Raw genomic sequence first — 16553 nt, 5'->3', positions numbered from 1 at the left:
TGTCTGGACATCATGCGTTATGGAAGACTTCTTCAACTGGATCGGCACGCAACTGGGTGCCGCCATTCGCTTCATCGTCGAAGGCCTGGGCAATTTCTTCGCACACTTTGATGATGCGCTGGCTGGCTTCTTCAATGGCTTGACCGGTGAGCTGGGGCTCGGCACATCGCTGTTCAGCCTGCTGGGACTGGTATTCGGGCTCTATCTGCTCTTCAAGGGCATCACGACGCTGTTGAGAGGCTCCATCATCGGCGGGTTATTGTTGACCTTCATCGGCTTGACCTTCCTGGGCTGGATGATTGCCTGACGCGCGATGACCGTGTACGCAATGACCGTGCAGGCGATGCCCTGACGGGACTTGCGCCAGGCTCGTGACATGAAAAAGCCCCTGCCATTCGGCAGGGGCTTTTTCATGTCGGAGGCAGTCACCGCATCGCGCGATGACTGCCGTCTGTCTTCAAGGGTCAGATCAGAGGATCAGGCCAGTGCCTTCTCCACGACTTCATACAGGTTGTTCGAGAGCTTCTCGCCACGGATACGCTCAAGCTCTGCCTTCATCAAGTCCTGACGCTTGGCATCGAAACGCTTGTAACGCGTCAGCGGCGTGATGATGCGCGCCGCGATTTCCGGATTCAGACGATTGAGCTCGATGACCACATCCGCCAGCAGACGATAGCCTTCGCCATCGAGACGGTGGAAGTTGACGCGGTTCTGGCCGGCGAAGGCGCCGATCAAGGCACGCACCTTGTTGGGGTTGGTCAACGAGAAGGCCGGGTGCTCCATCAGGAAGCGCACGCGGTCCAGCACATCGGCCTGCGGACGCGTGACCTGGATCGAGAACCACTGGTCCATCACCAGCGGATCATGCGACCAGCGCTCGGCGAAGGACTTGAGCGCCGGGTCACCCAGATCGGTGCGTGAGGAGTGCACCAGCATCGTCAGCGCGGCACGCACGTCAGTCATGTTGTGGGCCGCCGCCAGCTGGGCCTGGGCCAGGCGCACGCCCTCCTCGTCTTCGATGCTCATCAGATAGCTGAGCGCGGCATTCTTGAGACTGCGACGCGCCATCTGCTCGAAGGTCGGCGCGTAGTCACCCTGCTGCGCATTGGCGTGATAGAGCGCCACGAAATCATCGCGCAGCGCACTGGCCAGCTGTGCCTTGGCGGTCTTGCGCGCCCAGTGGATGGCATCGACATCGACGACACTCTGCTGCTCGGCGATGTAGGCCTCCGAGGGCAGCGTCAGCATCTCGGCCAGCACCGCACGATCGGAAGCCTCGCTCTGGAGCAGGAAGCGATAGGCGGCCAGCAGGCGCTCATCCAGCTGGGCCTCCTGCTCGCCACGCTGCCAGGCCGCCATCAGGTCTTCAAGCGCTGCCATGGCCAGACGCTGACCGGCATCCCAGCGGTTGAAGCCATCGCTGTCGTGCTGCATCAGGAAGGCCAGCTGCTCACGGCTGTAGTCAAAGGCCAGCTTGACCGGCGCGGAGAAGCCACGCAGCAGCGACGGCACCGGCTTGGCATCGCCGGCGAGGCCGGTGAAGACGAAGGTCTGCTCGGCTTTGGTCAACTCCAGCACGGTTTCCGTGCCCAGCGCTTCGCCGTCGAGGGTCAGCGTCAGATCGCTGCCGTCGGCGCCGACCAGCCCCATGCGCACCGGAATCACCAGCGGCAGCTTCTCCGCCTGCCCCGGTGAAGGCGGCGTGGACTGACGCAGCGTGAGGGAATAGGTGCCTGCCTGGCCATCGAAGGTGCCACTGGCAGCGATGTTCGGCGTTCCGGCCTGGGAGTACCAGCGCATGAACTGGCTGAAGTCACGACCGGAGGCTTCGCTCATCGCGCTGATGAAGTCCTCGATGGTGGCGGCGCTGCCATCGTTGCGCGCGAAGTAGAGGTCACTGCCACGACGGAAGGCCTCTTCCCCGAGCAGATTGGCGACCATGCGCACCACTTCGGAACCCTTCTCGTAGATGGTCAGGGTGTAGAAGTTGGAAATCTCGATATAGGACGCCGGGCGTACCGGATGCGCGGTGGGACCGGCATCTTCGGCGAACTGCGCGGTACGCAGCATGGCGACGTCTTCGATACGCTTGACCGGCGCCGAGTTCATGTCGGCGGAGAAGGTCTGATCACGATAGACGGTGAAGCCTTCCTTCAGGGACAGCTGGAACCAGTCCCGGCAGGTGACGCGGTTGCCCGACCAGTTGTGAAAGTACTCATGCGCGACCACCCCTTCGACCCGCTGGAAGGCGGCGTCGGTGGTGGTATCGGGGTTGGCCAGCACGCAGGCGCTGTTGAAGATGTTGAGGCCCTTGTTCTCCATCGCGCCCATGTTGAAGTCGTTGACCGCGACGATCATGAAGATGTCGAGGTCATATTCGCGACCGTAGACTTCCTCGTCCCACTTCATGGAGGCCTTGAGGGAGTTCATGGCGTGCTGGGTCTTGTCGAGATTTTCCGGCTCGACCCAGATTTCCAGAGCGACGTCACGGCCACTCATGGTGGTGAAGCTGTCGTCATGCTTGACCAGGTCCCCCGCCACCAGCGCGAACAGATAGCACGGCTTGGGATGCGGGTCCTGCCAGGTGACGAAGTGACGACCGCCCTCGCGCTCGCCACGCTCGACGGGATTGCCGTTGGAGAGCAGGATCGGGTAGCTGTCCTTGTCGGCGATGATGGTGGTGGTGAACACCGACATCACGTCCGGACGGTCCGGGTAGTAGGTGATGCGACGGAAGCCTTCGGCCTCGCACTGGGTGCAGAACATGCCCGAGGACACATAAAGCCCTTCCAGCGCGGTATTCGCGGCCGGATCGATCACCACCACCGTCTCGAGCTCACAGTTGGCCGGCAGGCCGGCCAGCGTCAGGTGAGTCTCGTCGAGCTTGTATTCATCACTGGCCAGCGCTCGCCCATCGACACGCACGGACTCAAGCATCAGATGCTCGCCATTGAGCACCAGCGGCGGCGTGGCATCACTGCCCACGGCGGCATCGGGATTGGCCTCGAGGGTCAGCACGGTCGTCACACGGGTCGCGGACGGTGCCAGATCAAACGTCAGACGGGTGTCCAGCACACGCCAGGCGGGTGCCTGATAATCGGCAAGATGAATCGCTGCAGGTTGTGACATCAAAGACTCCGCAATCAGCGCCGCGGGAGAGGACTCCTCACGGCAGGAAGACAGCGGACAGCGAGGGAGCAGACACCTCACCTGCCCGCGATGAAGCGCTCATTCGCGCGGAAGGGATTCGCCACTGACGGCAAGGTTCGCCCCCTCGCCCTTGGGCTCCGGGCGCGTGGCCAGCCAGAGTGCCAGCAGCGACAGGAAGACCAGCAGCGAGACCTTGACGGCCAGCACTGAGACGGTGAACAGGATGATCAGCATCGAGACGGCCAGCATGCTGACCGCCATGATGCGCGCGCGCAGCGGAATGGCGCGTTCGCGCTCCCAGGCCACCAGCGTCGGCCCGATCTGGGGATGTTCCCGGATATAGCGCGCAAAGCGCGGTGAGCCTCGGCTGGCACAGGCCAGCGCCAGCAGCATGAAGACGGTGGTGGGCAGCAGCGGCAGAAACATGCCAGCGAAGCCGATGCCGAAGAACAACCAGGCCAGGCCAAGCCAGCAGATACGCTTCATGCGCCGAAAGATCATCATGTCGGTTCCTCACCACCTGCGGTCACACACCGTGTGCTTCCTGCTATCAGTCAAACGCCAAGTCGTTCATGGGAAAAGTACTTTCTGACTATCCGCCTGATAGCAACTGCGTGCATGGTAACGGGCTTGCCGATATCGCGAAAGGCCACGCCCCCCGCCATGGGCGCCGTGGGCCGCTGTCTGCGGCCGGACCCGATGCCGCAATCCGTCGAGCCGGGCGTGGCTTAGTGGCGGTCAGCCGGGCTGCGTTCAGCCGGGCTGCGATCAGCCGGGCTGCGGTCAGCCGGGCTGCGGTCAGCTACGTTGCGCCAACTGCCAGAGACGCATGATGGCCTCGCAGCGGTCAGCCAGCAGCTCCGAGGTGCGTGCCAGCGCCTGCTCAAGCGGCATGGCACTGTCACACAGCGTGAAGACGGCACTGACCCCCTCATCATGGGCGGCTTGCCAGCCCTCGGCCAGTCGTCCGGCCAACACGATGGCGGGCACCCCGGCGGCACGCGCGGCTCGCGCCGCACCGATGGGGGTCTTGCCGCCCAGGCTCTGGCCATCCAGGCCGCCTTCCCCGGTGATCAGCAGATCACAGCCCGCCAGACGCTCGCTCACGTTGAGGCGCTCCATCACCAGCTCGATGCCCGGGCGCAACTCGCCGTTCAACCAGGCCGCCACCGCGTAGCCCATGCCGCCTGCGGCCCCTGCACCGGCCAACTGCTGCTGATCTGTGCCCAGCACTTCAGCGCTCAGGCGCGCGAAGTGGCCCAGCGCCGCATCCAGCTCCTCGACCACCGCGGCATCGGCGCCCTTCTGAGGGCCGAACACGGCGCTCGCGCCGCGCGGGCCACACAGGGGGTTGTCGACATCGACTGCGGCAGACACCTTGAGATCGGCCAGGCGTGGGTCCAGCGCAGTGACGTCCAGGCTCGCCAGACGCGCGAGGGCCGCGCCACCTGCGGGCAGCTCATTGCCGTCAGCGTCGAGCAGACGCAGCCCGAGCGCGCGCAGCATGCCGCTGCCGCCATCGTTGGTGGCGCTGCCGCCCAGGGTGACGATCAGCCGCTCGGCACCGGCGTCCAGCGCCGCCAGGATCAGCTCGCCCACGCCATGCGTATCGGCGACCCGCGCGTCGCGCTCATCAGGGCTGACCAGATGCAGACCACTGGCTTCGGCCAGCTCGACGATGGCCGTGCGGCTACCCGGTTGCCAGCCCCACTGGGCGGTGACGTCACGCCCGAGCGGATCACGCACCTGAGCGCTGCGCGCCTCGATGGGGTCTGCTTCACTGGACGCCGCCAACAACGCCGCCAGCGTGCCCTCACCGCCATCCCCCAGCGGGCAGAGATCGATCTGTGCCTCGGGCAGTACCCGGCGAACACCCCGCGCCATGGCCTCGGCGGCATCACTGGCTGCCAGCGCTTCCTTGAAGCTGTCAGGAGCAATCAACAGACGCGGCGAACCAGCAGACGCTGAGGGACCAGAAGAAGCGGAGGCAGCAGAAGCGGAGACAGTCATGCAGACATTCCTTGTCGAAGGTGAAGGAGCGAATGGGGGGCAACTCAGCACAAGATACCCCCATGATACGCTGTCATTGGTGCCATGCGGGACCCTGAAACGCAAACTGCCACCCGTCGGTCTCCCGAGGGTGGCAGTGGCAGTACAGGCTGACAGCAGTGACTTACTTGACCAGACGCGTCTCGGTGGGCGCCAGCGTGACCTTGCCTTCGCGCTTCAGGTGACCGATGGCGCGCTTGAAGTTGGCCTTGCTGGCACCGAAGGCCTCACTGATGGCTTCCGGCTCGCTCTTGTCACCCAGCGGCAGCACGCCCTGACTGGCTTCCAGCGCTGCCAGAATGCGGTCCGCCAGCTGCTGATGGCCGGCCGGACCCGGCGCCTGCGGCGTGAGATCGACATTGCCGTTGCCGTCATTCTTCAACACCCACAGACGCAGACGGTTGCCGATGCGCAGACGCGTGAAGATACGGTCGTGGTGCACCAAGCCCCAATGGGCGTTGTCGATGATGATCTTCATGCCTAGGTCAGTGCGCGCAGCGACCAGACCGGAGACTTCCTGGCCCACCGCGTAGGTGGCCGGAGTCTTGTCGAGCCAGCGATCCAGACGCATCGAGGCGACCATGCGGTCGCTGTGCTTGTCGAGACCGACGTGCACCATGGCGAACTGGCCGGCCTTGAGCTCACGCTTGCGCTCGCCGTAGGGCAGCAGCAGGTCCTTGCCCAGGCCATTGTCGAGGAAGGTGCCGATGTCATTGACCTCGACCACCTTGAGCGCGGCGAATTCGCCGACCATGGCACGCGGATAGCGCGTGGTGGCCAGCAGGCGGTCTTCATCATCCAGGCTGACGAAGACTTCGACTTCGTCACCGATGTCGGCCCCCGCCGGAATGAAGGGTGTCGGCAGCAGGATTTCCCCGCGATCCCCACCATCGAGGAAGACGCCGAAGCCGACCCGCTTGGTGATCGTCAGGGTGTTGCGCTGGCCGATAGCGAGCGGAGCAGACATATAACCTCTCTTTGCGCGTTGTCGGGTGCCGAAGCGGCCCGCATGGCGCAGATATCACGTACGAATAGGGTGAAACGCTTTGAAAGCGACGCGTCCGGTCGTCTCGCGTGAAGCACCGGGCTGGACAAGCGTAGCGCCAGCGACGAGACATGACGCTTTCAAAGCGAATCTGTTGATCCAGAAAACATGCGAATCAGTGACTCTCACGACACCGCAAATCAGCGAATCAAACGAAGACAGCACCGCACGCCGATAGCGAACGGTGCTGAAAATGGCGATCGCCAGTCACTTGCGCGCTGGATCAATCGCGGAAGTTGTTGAACTGCAGTGGCAGCTCGAGGCTCTCATCGCCCTTGAGCAGCGCCATGGCGCCCTGGAGGTCATCACGCTTCTTGCCGGTGACGCGGACCTTCTCGCCCTGGATCTGTGCCTGGACCTTGAGCTTGGCATCCTTGAGCGCCTTGACGATCTTCTTGGCGGTCGGCTGGTCCAGCCCCTGACGCAGCACCAGCTGCTGACGGGCACGCACGCCAGCGGTGTCGGCGTCCTTCTCTTCCAGGCATCGCACGTCGATGCCGCGCGCGATCAGACGACCCTTGAGCAGCTCGATCATCTGACGCAGCTGGAAGTCGGCATCGGCTTCCAGATTGACGTTCTCTTCCTTCTCGAGTTCGAAGCTGGCAGTCACGCCCTTGAAATCGAAGCGCGTCGCGAGTTCGCGATTGGCCTGATCGACGGCATTCTGAACTTCGTGCTTGTCGAGTTCGGAGACAATATCGAATGACGGCATGGGAGCGATTCCTTTGAAGCCATGAAGAATAAACAGCGCATCCTAGCCCATGGGGGCCACGCGCGCCATGCCCCTGGCTCAGGCGGCGCCGGCATTCACCGTCGAGGGCGCCCCCGGGCGCGCTTCACCGGCATCACCGGCCGCGAGTTCCTCAGCCACCGGCGCCGGCGAATCCAGCGTCAATGCCTTGCGCATCTTCCAGGCGGCGGCCCCGTCGGCATAGTAATCGCGCAGGCGACCACACTTCTCGAAGCCGTGACGCTCGTAGAGCGCGATCGCCGCGCCATTGCCGGTGTGCACCTCAAGATCGAACTGTGTACAGCCCTGCGCGATGGCCAGCTGCTCAAGCGATGTCAGCATGCGCTGGGCAAGGCCGCGGCCACGCGATTCCGGATGCAGGCAGAAGGAGTAGAGTCGCGCCCGGCGTGAATTGCGACGAAACAGCACGGTGCCATAGCCGAGCACGCTGCGCAGCGGCGTGGCGTCATCGCGCTCGACGCTACCGGCCGGCCATAGCGCGGCCATGACATCGTCCACCGCCGCTGCGGTCGGGATGACATCGTCATCGGGCTGGATGATCACCAGGGTACGGGCATGGGCACGCAGAATCAGATGGGACAGCTGACGACGACTGAACCAGTCGCTGTCGAAACTGACTTCCTCGAGCTCTACCAGAGCGTCGAGATCGGCCCGGATGGCCGGGCGCAGAATGGGGGTCATGGTGCAGGCTCTCCCGCCTGTCAGCGCCCTGACGCCGTCCGAGGATCAGCGTGTCGCGGGGCGGTAGCAATGCGCTGCATTCTGGGCATGCAGGCGCGTCTTGTCTTGGTCTCTTTGCATGAAATTATTTCACTTTCCAGCCTATTGCGATGACGGGGATTGTTTCTCATGATGCGCGCATTCGGCACCGCTTCGGTGCCCGCCTTGCGAGGCTTCGCAATGTCCCGCCTGCGTATCGTGGTTGACCGTGTTTCTGACTGGCGCGCCTTCTATCCCAGTGATGATGTCATCAGCGCCCATGACTTTCTTTCCGAACTCTCAAGCGATGCGCCAGCCCAGCGCGCCGACGATGCGCCGCAGCCCGCCACCCACGTCATCAATCTGTGCGGCGGACTGGATTATCTGGGCATCGGCTATTACGTCTCGCTGCTGGCCCAGGCGCGCGGCCAGAAGGCGTTGCCGTCGGTGGAGACCCTCAATCAGCTGTCACGCAAGTCGCTGATCGACATGGAGCTGGGCGGCATCCGCGTGCTGCTCGAGGAACTGACACGCAAGGGCGCCCTGCCCGTCCCGCAAGACGCGACGCATGGGGCTGGCAAGCCGCCACGACTCGACCTGCTGCTGACCTTCGGCGAGAGCGAAGACCCGGCGCTTGCGCGCCTCGCACGCAAGCTGTTCGAGCGCCTGTCCTGCCCGCTGCTGGAGGTGCGTCTTGAAGGCCGTGGCGATCATTGGGTGCTCAAGCGGGTGCGCCCGCAATCCCTGAGCCACCTGGCAGCGGCGGATGAAGACCGCTTCGCCCAGGCGCTCAATCGCCACTCGCGCAAGGTGTGGCGCACGCCCAAGGCACGCCGCCATTACCGCTTCGATCTCGCCATGCTGGTCGACCCGGACGAGGCGCTGCCGCCGTCCAACCGTACCGCGCTCAAGCATTTCATCCGCGAAGGACGGCGCCTGGGCATCGATGTCAGCCTGATCACCCGGCGCGATGAAGGCCGTCTGGCCGAGTTCGATGGCCTGTTCATCCGCGAGACGACCAGTCTGGATCACCACACCTATCGCATGGCCAAGCGTGCCGAGCACGAAGGGCTGGTGGTGATCGATGACAGTCAGTCGATCCTGCGCTGCACCAACAAGGTCTTCCTGCATGAGCTTCTCAAGGCACGCGGCCTGAGTGCCCCGCAGGGTCGCCTGATCCATCGGGGCGAACTGCGCCAGCTGGCCGAGCGCGGTCAGCACATGCGCTACCCGCTGGTGATGAAGGTGCCGGATGGCGCCTTCTCCCGCGGCATCGTCAAGATCGATGGCCCCGAGACACTGGTGCGCGAAGCCGAGCGACTGTTCCATGATTCCGCCCTGCTGCTGTTGCAGGAGTGGCTGCCGACCGAGTTCGACTGGCGCATCGGCGTGCTCGACGGCAAGCTGCTGTTCGCCAGCCGTTACTACATGGCGCGCGGCCATTGGCAGATCTACGACCACAGCGGCGCGCGTACCCGCTCCGGCGGCTTCGCGACGGTCGACCCGAGCGAGGTGCCTGCGGCCGTGATCAAGACGGCCCTGAAGGCGACGCGTCTGATCGGTGACGGCCTCTACGGCGTCGACTTGAAGCAGCTGGAGGAGCGCGTGGTGGTCATCGAGGTCAACGACAACCCGAATCTGGATGCCGGCGTCGAGGATGTGGTGCTGGGACGCGAGCTCTACCGGCGCGTGATGCAGGTGTTTCTGGCCCGCATGCAGGCGCGCCGCCAGCCCGTGCTGGGCTGACACACCCCGACTCTGCAAGCCTGTGGCAAGCAGCGAGAAACCAGAAACCAGAAACTAGAAACTAGAGGCACTGAAACGACAGCGCCCACCCTCCGTGACGGAGCGTGGGCGCTGTCGTATGTGCGGTGCTGTGCTCTTGGCTATGGCTCAGCCGCGGCTCATTGCTCGCCGAGCTGGGCCTCGATCTCATAGCCGGTGAACTTGCGCAGATTGATCACGCCACTGTCGAGAATCAGATACTGACCCTTGAGCCCTTCGAGTACGCCTTCCACCACTGGCGTCTTGTCGAAGTTGAACGAGGTGACCTTGGTCGGCGCGGTGCGCACCGGAAACTCGAAGGCCAGCGCCGTGGTGTCCAGCACCCGGATGGCGCCTTCGCCGCAATGCACCTGCAGCGCCGCCAGGCCCTCTGACATCTGGGCCAGCAAGGCATCCCGCTCGGCTTCCAGGTCCAGCTCGGCCACATCGCCCTTGAGCATCGCCCGCCAGTTGGTGCGGTCGTTCAGCGCCTGCTTGAACAGCACCTCGACCAGCCCCGACTGCAGGCGATTGGACACCTCGACGATGGGCAGTGCCTGGATGGCACCCTGATCGAACCAGCGCGTCGGCATCTGGGTCTTGCGCGTGATGCCGACCTTGAGGCCGGAGGAATTGGCCAGATAAACGATATGCGGCTGAAAGCAGTGCTCCTCGCCCCACTGCGGATCACGGCAGGTGCCTTCGGCGTAGTGGCAGGTCTCCGGCTTCATGATGCAGCCATCGCACTGCGGCAGCTTGCGAAAACACGGATAGCAATGCCCCTGCGCGAAGCTCTTCTTGGTCTTGCGACCGCAATGGCTGCAGTGGATCTGACCGGTGAAGCTCAATCGCACCTTGTGACCGATATAGGCATTCAGCGGCTGGGTGACCTCGCCCAGACGCAGGCCATAGTTGGCCGCCAGCGGCTCGCGCGTGACCGACGGCGCATCAAACGAGGTATCGATCGCAAGCGCCTCACCGGCGGGCACGATGGACATCTTGTGGAGGTTGCCACTCAGCGTGATGGGCGCCGCATCCTGAGCCTTACCAGAGGTTTCATCCGCACTCAGGGCATCATCCAGCGTCAGTTGACCCACTTGATCTGCTCCGGCTCATCGCTTGCAGTGCTGTCGTCATCACGCGGCCCACAGGTGCCGTTGTCGATGAAGCCGACACGCGACTCGGCCGGCACGTTGTTGTGCGCTTCGTACTTGATGACGGCTTCCATGCACAGCTCGACCTGCTCCTGGGTCAGCACGCGGCCATCCGGCCATTTGCGCAGCTGCATGGACTGCTTGAGGCTCTCGTAGATGGTCGGCGTCATCTGCTCGACCATGCCGTCAAAGGACATGTTGCTCATCACATACTCTCCTGATACGGGTCCACGACTGCCGAAGGCGGACCATCGGAGTCACTGGGGATGGCCGCCATTCTAGCATTGTCGTTTCGCGCAGTGTCATTTCCAGAGGTGGCATCCCCTGGACCGAAGCGCCAAGGCTCAGGCCGCGCTGCGCCTGGGGAGCAGCCAGCCCAGCAGCAGACCGGTCAGCAGGCCGCCAAGATGCGCCTCGTTGGCGATGGCGCCCAGACCGATGGCGCTCGCGAGCGGCGTCATGCACAACACCAGATAGATCAGCATGAAGATCATCAGCGAGCGCTGCATCTGATAGCCCAGCGCGGGGCGGCGGCGTGCGGCGATGAAGACATAGCCGATCACGGCGAAGTCGATCCCCGACAGCCCTCCGAACAGCACGCTGCCGGTGGCGTATTGGGCCAGATTGGCCGCCACGCCGCTCAGCACCACGACCAGCGCGAAGCGCCAACCGCCATCGATGGCCTCGATCTGGCGCCCGAACACCCACAGCCACAGCAGGTTGAACACCAGGTGCAGTACCCCGAAGTGCATCAATGACGGCGACCAGAGCCGCCACCACTCCCCCGCCAGCGTCACGGACAGTGGCTCAGGCGCGATGTACTGACTGCCGACAAGCTCGAAGGGCACGATGGCCAGCCACTCGAATACCGCCGCCTGACCCAGCGCATACTGGAACAGCACCGTGACACAGCAGGCCAGTCCGACCAGCCAGGTCAAGGGCGTCTGGCGCATCAGGGCGATGAGAGATTGAGAACTGGCGGTGCCACGCGTCGCGGCGCCCGCAGAGGAGTCCCGCAACGGTTCACCGCGTGACTGGCGCTCGAGCATCGCGATGACGCGCGGCAGTTGCTCGGGGTCGGCCAGCCACAGCTCCTGGCCGCCCTCGTGGCTCTCGGCATCCTCGCCAGACGCAGCCTCTGTCGGGCGAGCCTGGCTCAGGGTGATCTGGTGACCGATCTTCTCGGCCCACAGGGCTTCACGCAGGGGGCGGCTGTCGAAGGATTCGGGCAGCGTCAGAACCTTGAACATGTATGCCTCTGAAGATGACACGCGACTGAACAGACTCAGTACACGTTGATAAACAAGGAGAAGTCAGACCAGCCTGTGAAAATCTACCACAGCGCCGCAGGCGTCTGGCCTTTATGACAGACATAAAAAAAGCCCGGTGGGGGGCACCGGACTGAGCAAGGATCATTCAAGGGAACACTTACTCAGAGTGCGCAATCGAGCTTTGGTTCACTGACATGTGATTGTAAAAAACAATCGCCATTCGCCGCCAGCATCACTGACGCTATTGGGGCGTACCCATGACCAGTGCTATTGAGCAGTGCCAATGGCCAGTGCAATTGACCGGTACTAATGGCCAGTCCTATTGACTGGCGCCATTGGCGAATGACTGGTTCGACAGGGTGTCGCGGGAAAGCTCTTCCGGCACGGGGCGTCGGGAAGGCTCACGCGGTACCGGCACCCACACGAAGTTGGCGGCATCCAGCGTGGCTTCACCACTGAAGCGATATGCCACCAGGCGTCCGAACTTGACCGCACTGTAATCCAGGCAGGCAATGTTGGGGGCCGGCAGCGCCGGCAAGCCCTCGCACCAGTAGTGCCCGAGGAACAGCGGCGGCTGCTCTGGCCCGTAGTAAGGCAGATTGGCCAGCTCCTGCTCGCTCAGCCAGCGCGATTCCAGCTCGCCGGGCAGGTTGTCGGGCTGGAAGACCACATCGCCGTAGGTGCGGGGCTCACGTGCCCAGAAGTGCGTGCGGAAGCTTCGGCGCGTGAAACCATCGCCGGAATGGATCTCGACCCCTTCCGGCAAGCGCAGATTCGCGCCGCGCGTCATGCGGTCCAGCACGCGATAGGCGAAGCTGTCGTGCTCGATGGACTCATGCAGGAAGTCTTCATCGATGCAGCCATCGGGGTAGCGCTCCAGGAAGGTACGCACCAGTGGCTCGTCCCAGCAGGCGTGCACCACGCGCAACCCGCTCTGGCCGGGGGCCAGCGGCGGCAGCTCCAGACACAGCGGCATGCGCATGAACCAGCGCAGCGCCTCGTCCCACTCATCGGGATGATGCTGATATTGGTCAAGCGTCTCGCGGATGATGCGATTGTGACGTGAGGTATGCGAGCGCAGGAAATCACGATGCTCGCCGCCTGCACGCGGGCGGGCGCGCCGACAATACGCCAGGGCGTTGTATTCGTGATTGCCCATCACGATCAGCGCTTCGCCGGCATTGACCATGCTGCTGGCCAGCTGCACCGCCAGGCGGATGCGCGGACCACGATCGATGATATCGCCGAGGAAGATGACCTTGCGGGTCGGGTGGCGATAGACGCCATCGACGATGTGATAGCCGAGCGTCTCCAGCAACGTCGCCAGAGTGGCGCCGCAGCCGTGTACATCGCCGATAAGGTCATAGCCATCCTGTGGCGCCACGAATGCTTGCATGCTGTGAGCCTTGAGGTCATTCGCCGAGGCGATTGCTCCAACCGAGCTTGGTGCGACAGATCTCGAAATAGTTGTGCTCCAGCGGATGAATCAGCGTCAGACGCTCACTCTTGCGCCGGATCTTGAGCACATCCCCGGGCTTGGCCACCACCTGGGTCTGGCCATCGCAGCTGATATGCGGGTAGGTCGAGTTGCTGGCACTGATATGCAGGATGATCTCGCTGGCCGCATCGATCACGATCGGACGACTGGAAAGGGTATGCGGGAACATCGGCACCAGGGTGATCGCCTCGAGACGCGGATGCACGATGGGGCCGCCACCGGACAGCGCATAGGCGGTCGAGCCGGTCGGCGTGGCGACGATCAAGCCATCCGAGCGCTGGGAGTAGACGAACTGGCCATCGATGAACAGCTCGAACTCGATCATGCGCGCCGCCTTGCCGGGGTGCAGCACCACATCATTGAGGCCATCGGCCGCCCCGATGCGCTCGCCTTCGCGGTAAACCTCGGCCTCGAGCAGGAAGCGTTGCTCGCTGAGATAGTCACCGCCCAGCACCTCGGCCACCTTCTCCTCGAGCTCATCGGGGCGAATGTCGGTCAGAAAGCCGAGTCGCCCACGATTGACGCCGAGCACGGGCGTGCCGCTGCGGCACAACGCGCGCGCGGCGCCCAGCAGGCTGCCATCGCCGCCGACCACGATCACCAGATCACACTGCTCGCCCATCTGACGGCGACTGGCCACCTGCAGACCGTGGTCCAGCAGCAGCGTGGCAGTACGTTCCTCGATCACCATGGCCAGGCCACGGGAATCCAGAAAGCGAATCAAGCGCTTGAGCGTATCCACCACCTGGGCACTGCCCAGTCGGCCAATCACGCCGATCGTATTGAATTGCTGCTTCATCACGCCTCCCAGGCTGTCATGTCGGCCATTATGCGGACTCACCGCGCGAGCAGCAATGCAGCCGCGCCGCGCTTTCCCCATCGGATGTGAGGTGACCGGCTGACGCCACGCCCAGACACGCCTGAAAACCGGCCACGAACATCCAAGGCGGGAAGCGGGACGTTACCTGTCTATCCCCCGCAGTTGACGCACCGCCATCCCGACCGTCACGGGCGTTGATTCTTTCCCGAACGAAGGCCTCTATCATGCAACTTGCCATTCCCCGGCGGTGCACATACCGTCAGCTGATCAATGGACCCCCTGCCAAAGGAGCCGGCCGCCCCATGCCAGCACAGAAGCCGTCAGTCAGTCCGCCAGATGCGGAAAGCTTTGACCACGCCAGTGCGATAGAAGCCTGTGCACGCGGAGACGAGGCCGCGTTCCGCAGCCTCTATGATCTTGAATCGGGCCGCATGCTGGCGCTCGCCATGCGCCTGTTGAACAGCCGCGACCAGGCGGAAGATGCCGTCCATGACGCCTTCATCAAGCTGTGGTCCAACGCGGGCCAGTATCGCCGTGAACTCGGCAATGGCCGCGCCTGGCTGTTTACCATCCTGCGCTATCGCGCTCTGGACCAGCTGCGCGCCCAGGGGCGGACGCCACGCGGCGACAGCGATGCGCTCGACACGCTGGCCGATCTGCTCGCCAACCCGGAAACCGCGGCCGATGACAGCCAGACGGCCCATCAGTTGAGCGACTGCCTGGGTGAACTGGAAGTGCCGCGTCGCGAGCCCATTCTGCTGGCCTTCTTCAAGGGACTGACACACGAACAGATCGCCGAGAAGCTGAGCGCACCGCTTGGCACCATCAAGGGACGCATCCGCGCCGGTCTCAAGCTACTGCAGGAGTGCCTGTCACGATGAATAGCCCCCTGATTCCCGAAACTCCCGAAGAACAGAACCTGCTGCTGGGTGAGCATGCCCTCGGGCTGCTGGACCCTGAGCGCGAGGCCGAAGTGCGCGCCTGGATCGAGCGCGATGACAATGCCGCACGCATGGCCCTGCGCTGGCAGCAACATTGGCTGAGCGTGAGTGATCGCCTGCCGCCGGAGCCCCCTTCCGACTCATTATGGAAGCGCATCGATGCCAGCCTGGTGCGCCTCAAGCAGTCCTCCGCCACCCGCGATGACGCCGCTCGACATGACGCAGATCAGGCAAGCGCCTCAACCAAGGCGCCCTGGCTGCTGCGCTGGCTCGGCGGTGGCCTCGGACTGGGTCTGGGGGCAGGTCTCGCCCTGGCACTGGTCATGCAGATGGGGCCCTTCTCTCCCAGCGCGTCGCTTGAGGGCACATCACCGGAGGTGGCTACCCAGACACCTGACGGCGACGCGCAACGTATGGTCGCTATCCTGCAGACACTGGAAGACCCGGGCACGCCGACCTGGGTGGCCAATGTCACGCCCAGCGGTGGCCTGCAGCTGACACCGAAGGTCTCCATCGAGCGCCCGACGGATCGCGCCATCGAACTGTGGACCCTGACCGACCCGCAAGAAGGGCCGCGCTCACTGGGGCTGGTCGACCCGATTGCCGGCATCGAACTCAGCGCCGAGCAGATCGGCAGCATGAGCCCGGGCCAGCTGCTGGAGATGACACTAGAGCCAGAAGGCGGTTCGCCGACCGGCAAACCGACGGGCAAGATTCTCGCCATCGGTCGCCTGGTGGACCTCAATCAGCGTGACAGCTGATAGCCCTCATAACAGCCCTCTGACATGACGGCTGCCGATAGTGGCGCTTTCTGACGCTGTAAATTCACAGCGAGTCTCACGGGAAGCGCCCTATCGATCTGCTCAAGGCCTTCTCAAGACCTGCTCAAGGTCTCCTCAAAAGAGGGAGTCCGTCGTCTAGCGTCAGCCAAACGCCAGACATGAAAAAGCCCCGCAATCGCGGGGCTTTTTCATGTCTGGCAGCGTCAGCTAGCTGGCTGGCAAGCCAGTGCTCAGCTTTCAGTGCGCTCGAGCCAGGATTCGACGGTTTCCGCACCGTGCTCTTCCTTCCACTCTTTCAGCTGCTTGTGGTTGCCACCACGCGTCTCGATGACTTCACCGGTGTGCGGGTTCTTGTAGACCTTCAGCTTGCGCTTGCGACGCACGCCACCGGTCTTGCTTTCCGGTGCGGCAGCAGCCGGCGCCTGGGACGCTTTCGGGTCCAGCAGGGTGATGACGTCACGAGTGGACTTGCCATACTCGCCCATCAGCGCGTCCAGCTTGTCCTTGAATTCGAGTTCGTTCTTCAGACGGTCATCATTGCGCAGGCTTTCCAGCTGCTCTTGAAGTTTCTTGAGCTCTTGCTCTTTCTGCATGAAATCAGTCAACAGGGACATGAGTATCTCCAGGAT

The 16553-nt window shown here is 63.6% G+C and carries 16 protein-coding genes; 4 read left to right on the top strand and 12 right to left on the bottom strand.

The annotated features are described in order from the left end of the window. The first annotated feature begins 19 nt into the window (after nt 1-19). On the top strand, nt 20-307 hold the full coding sequence (locus MSG32_RS02185; RefSeq protein ID WP_248377269.1) for a hypothetical protein: 288 nt from the start codon (nt 20-22) through the stop codon (nt 305-307). A 170-nt stretch (nt 308-477) separates the two neighbouring features. Here the strand turns inward: MSG32_RS02185 and pepN are convergent, their stop codons facing one another. The 6 genes from pepN to MSG32_RS02155 all read right to left on the bottom strand — a co-directional run bounded on the left by pepN (nt 478) and on the right by MSG32_RS02155 (nt 7676). Further along, nucleotides 478-3129: an aminopeptidase N gene (gene pepN / locus MSG32_RS02180; RefSeq protein WP_248377267.1), complete on the bottom strand. Its 2652-nt coding sequence runs from the start codon at nt 3127-3129 to the stop codon at nt 478-480. A 99-nt stretch (nt 3130-3228) separates the two neighbouring features. Continuing rightward, the gene (locus tag MSG32_RS02175; RefSeq protein ID WP_225996323.1) at nt 3229-3654 is read right to left on the bottom strand and encodes a YbaN family protein; all 426 of its coding nucleotides are present in this window, start codon (nt 3652-3654) and stop codon (nt 3229-3231) included. A 294-nt stretch (nt 3655-3948) separates the two neighbouring features. Further along, a complete protein-coding gene (locus MSG32_RS02170) occupies nt 3949-5160 on the bottom strand; it encodes a glycerate kinase (protein ID WP_248377265.1) in 1212 nt (403 codons plus the stop codon). A gap of 163 nt (nt 5161-5323) precedes the next feature. After that, nucleotides 5324-6166 carry a S1-like domain-containing RNA-binding protein gene (locus MSG32_RS02165; protein WP_175089419.1) on the bottom strand — a complete coding sequence of 281 codons (843 nt, stop codon included), beginning with the start codon at nt 6164-6166 and terminating at the stop codon, nt 5324-5326. A gap of 301 nt (nt 6167-6467) precedes the next feature. Further along, nucleotides 6468-6956 carry a YajQ family cyclic di-GMP-binding protein gene (locus tag MSG32_RS02160; RefSeq protein WP_054556286.1) on the bottom strand — a complete coding sequence of 163 codons (489 nt, stop codon included), beginning with the start codon at nt 6954-6956 and terminating at the stop codon, nt 6468-6470. Nucleotides 6957-7034: 78 nt separating this feature from the next. Then, entirely contained in the window at nt 7035-7676 is a 642-nt protein-coding gene (locus MSG32_RS02155) for an N-acetyltransferase (RefSeq protein WP_248377263.1), read from the bottom strand. Nucleotides 7677-7844: 168 nt separating this feature from the next. On the opposite strand from MSG32_RS02155, the gene MSG32_RS02150 reads away from it, so the two are divergent. Then, nucleotides 7845-9440 carry a RimK family protein gene (locus MSG32_RS02150; protein WP_348983949.1) on the top strand — a complete coding sequence of 532 codons (1596 nt, stop codon included), beginning with the start codon at nt 7845-7847 and terminating at the stop codon, nt 9438-9440. 158 nt (nt 9441-9598) lie between these two features. Here the strand turns inward: MSG32_RS02150 and MSG32_RS02145 are convergent, their stop codons facing one another. From MSG32_RS02145 to MSG32_RS02125, 5 genes are all read right to left on the bottom strand, one after another. Beyond that, nucleotides 9599-10555: a DUF2797 domain-containing protein gene (locus tag MSG32_RS02145; protein WP_248377261.1), complete on the bottom strand. Its 957-nt coding sequence runs from the start codon at nt 10553-10555 to the stop codon at nt 9599-9601. Then, the gene (locus MSG32_RS02140) at nt 10543-10818 is read right to left on the bottom strand and encodes a DUF1315 family protein (RefSeq protein WP_131432440.1); all 276 of its coding nucleotides are present in this window, start codon (nt 10816-10818) and stop codon (nt 10543-10545) included. The genes MSG32_RS02145 and MSG32_RS02140 overlap by 13 nt, the downstream gene beginning before the upstream one ends. A gap of 138 nt (nt 10819-10956) precedes the next feature. Next, the gene (locus MSG32_RS02135; protein WP_248377259.1) at nt 10957-11862 is read right to left on the bottom strand and encodes a rhomboid family intramembrane serine protease; all 906 of its coding nucleotides are present in this window, start codon (nt 11860-11862) and stop codon (nt 10957-10959) included. Between the two features lie 340 nt (nt 11863-12202). Next, nucleotides 12203-13279: a metallophosphoesterase gene (locus tag MSG32_RS02130; protein ID WP_052384625.1), complete on the bottom strand. Its 1077-nt coding sequence runs from the start codon at nt 13277-13279 to the stop codon at nt 12203-12205. Between the two features lie 16 nt (nt 13280-13295). Then, nucleotides 13296-14180 (bottom strand): NAD(+) kinase, encoded by an 885-nt coding sequence (locus MSG32_RS02125; protein ID WP_043334090.1) that lies wholly within the window; start codon nt 14178-14180, stop codon nt 13296-13298. A 323-nt stretch (nt 14181-14503) separates the two neighbouring features. Between MSG32_RS02125 and MSG32_RS02120 the strand changes: the two genes are divergently transcribed. Further along, the gene (locus MSG32_RS02120) at nt 14504-15082 is read left to right on the top strand and encodes a sigma-70 family RNA polymerase sigma factor (RefSeq protein WP_043334088.1); all 579 of its coding nucleotides are present in this window, start codon (nt 14504-14506) and stop codon (nt 15080-15082) included. Beyond that, entirely contained in the window at nt 15079-15903 is an 825-nt protein-coding gene (locus MSG32_RS02115; RefSeq protein ID WP_248377257.1) for an anti-sigma factor, read from the top strand. The genes MSG32_RS02120 and MSG32_RS02115 overlap by 4 nt, the downstream gene beginning before the upstream one ends. A gap of 251 nt (nt 15904-16154) precedes the next feature. Here the strand turns inward: MSG32_RS02115 and MSG32_RS02110 are convergent, their stop codons facing one another. Beyond that, nucleotides 16155-16538, bottom strand: a complete 384-nt coding sequence (locus MSG32_RS02110; RefSeq protein ID WP_043336770.1) for a histone-like nucleoid-structuring protein, MvaT/MvaU family — start codon at nt 16536-16538, stop codon at nt 16155-16157. Between the last annotated feature and the right edge of the window lie 15 nt (nt 16539-16553).

The sequence above is a fragment of the Cobetia sp. 1CM21F genome (assembly GCF_023161745.1).
GTDB classification, from domain to species: Bacteria; Pseudomonadota; Gammaproteobacteria; order Pseudomonadales; family Halomonadaceae; genus Cobetia; species Cobetia amphilecti.
The sequence above is the reverse complement of the archived record's forward strand: the minus strand, read 5'-3'. Positions and strand labels throughout refer to the sequence as shown.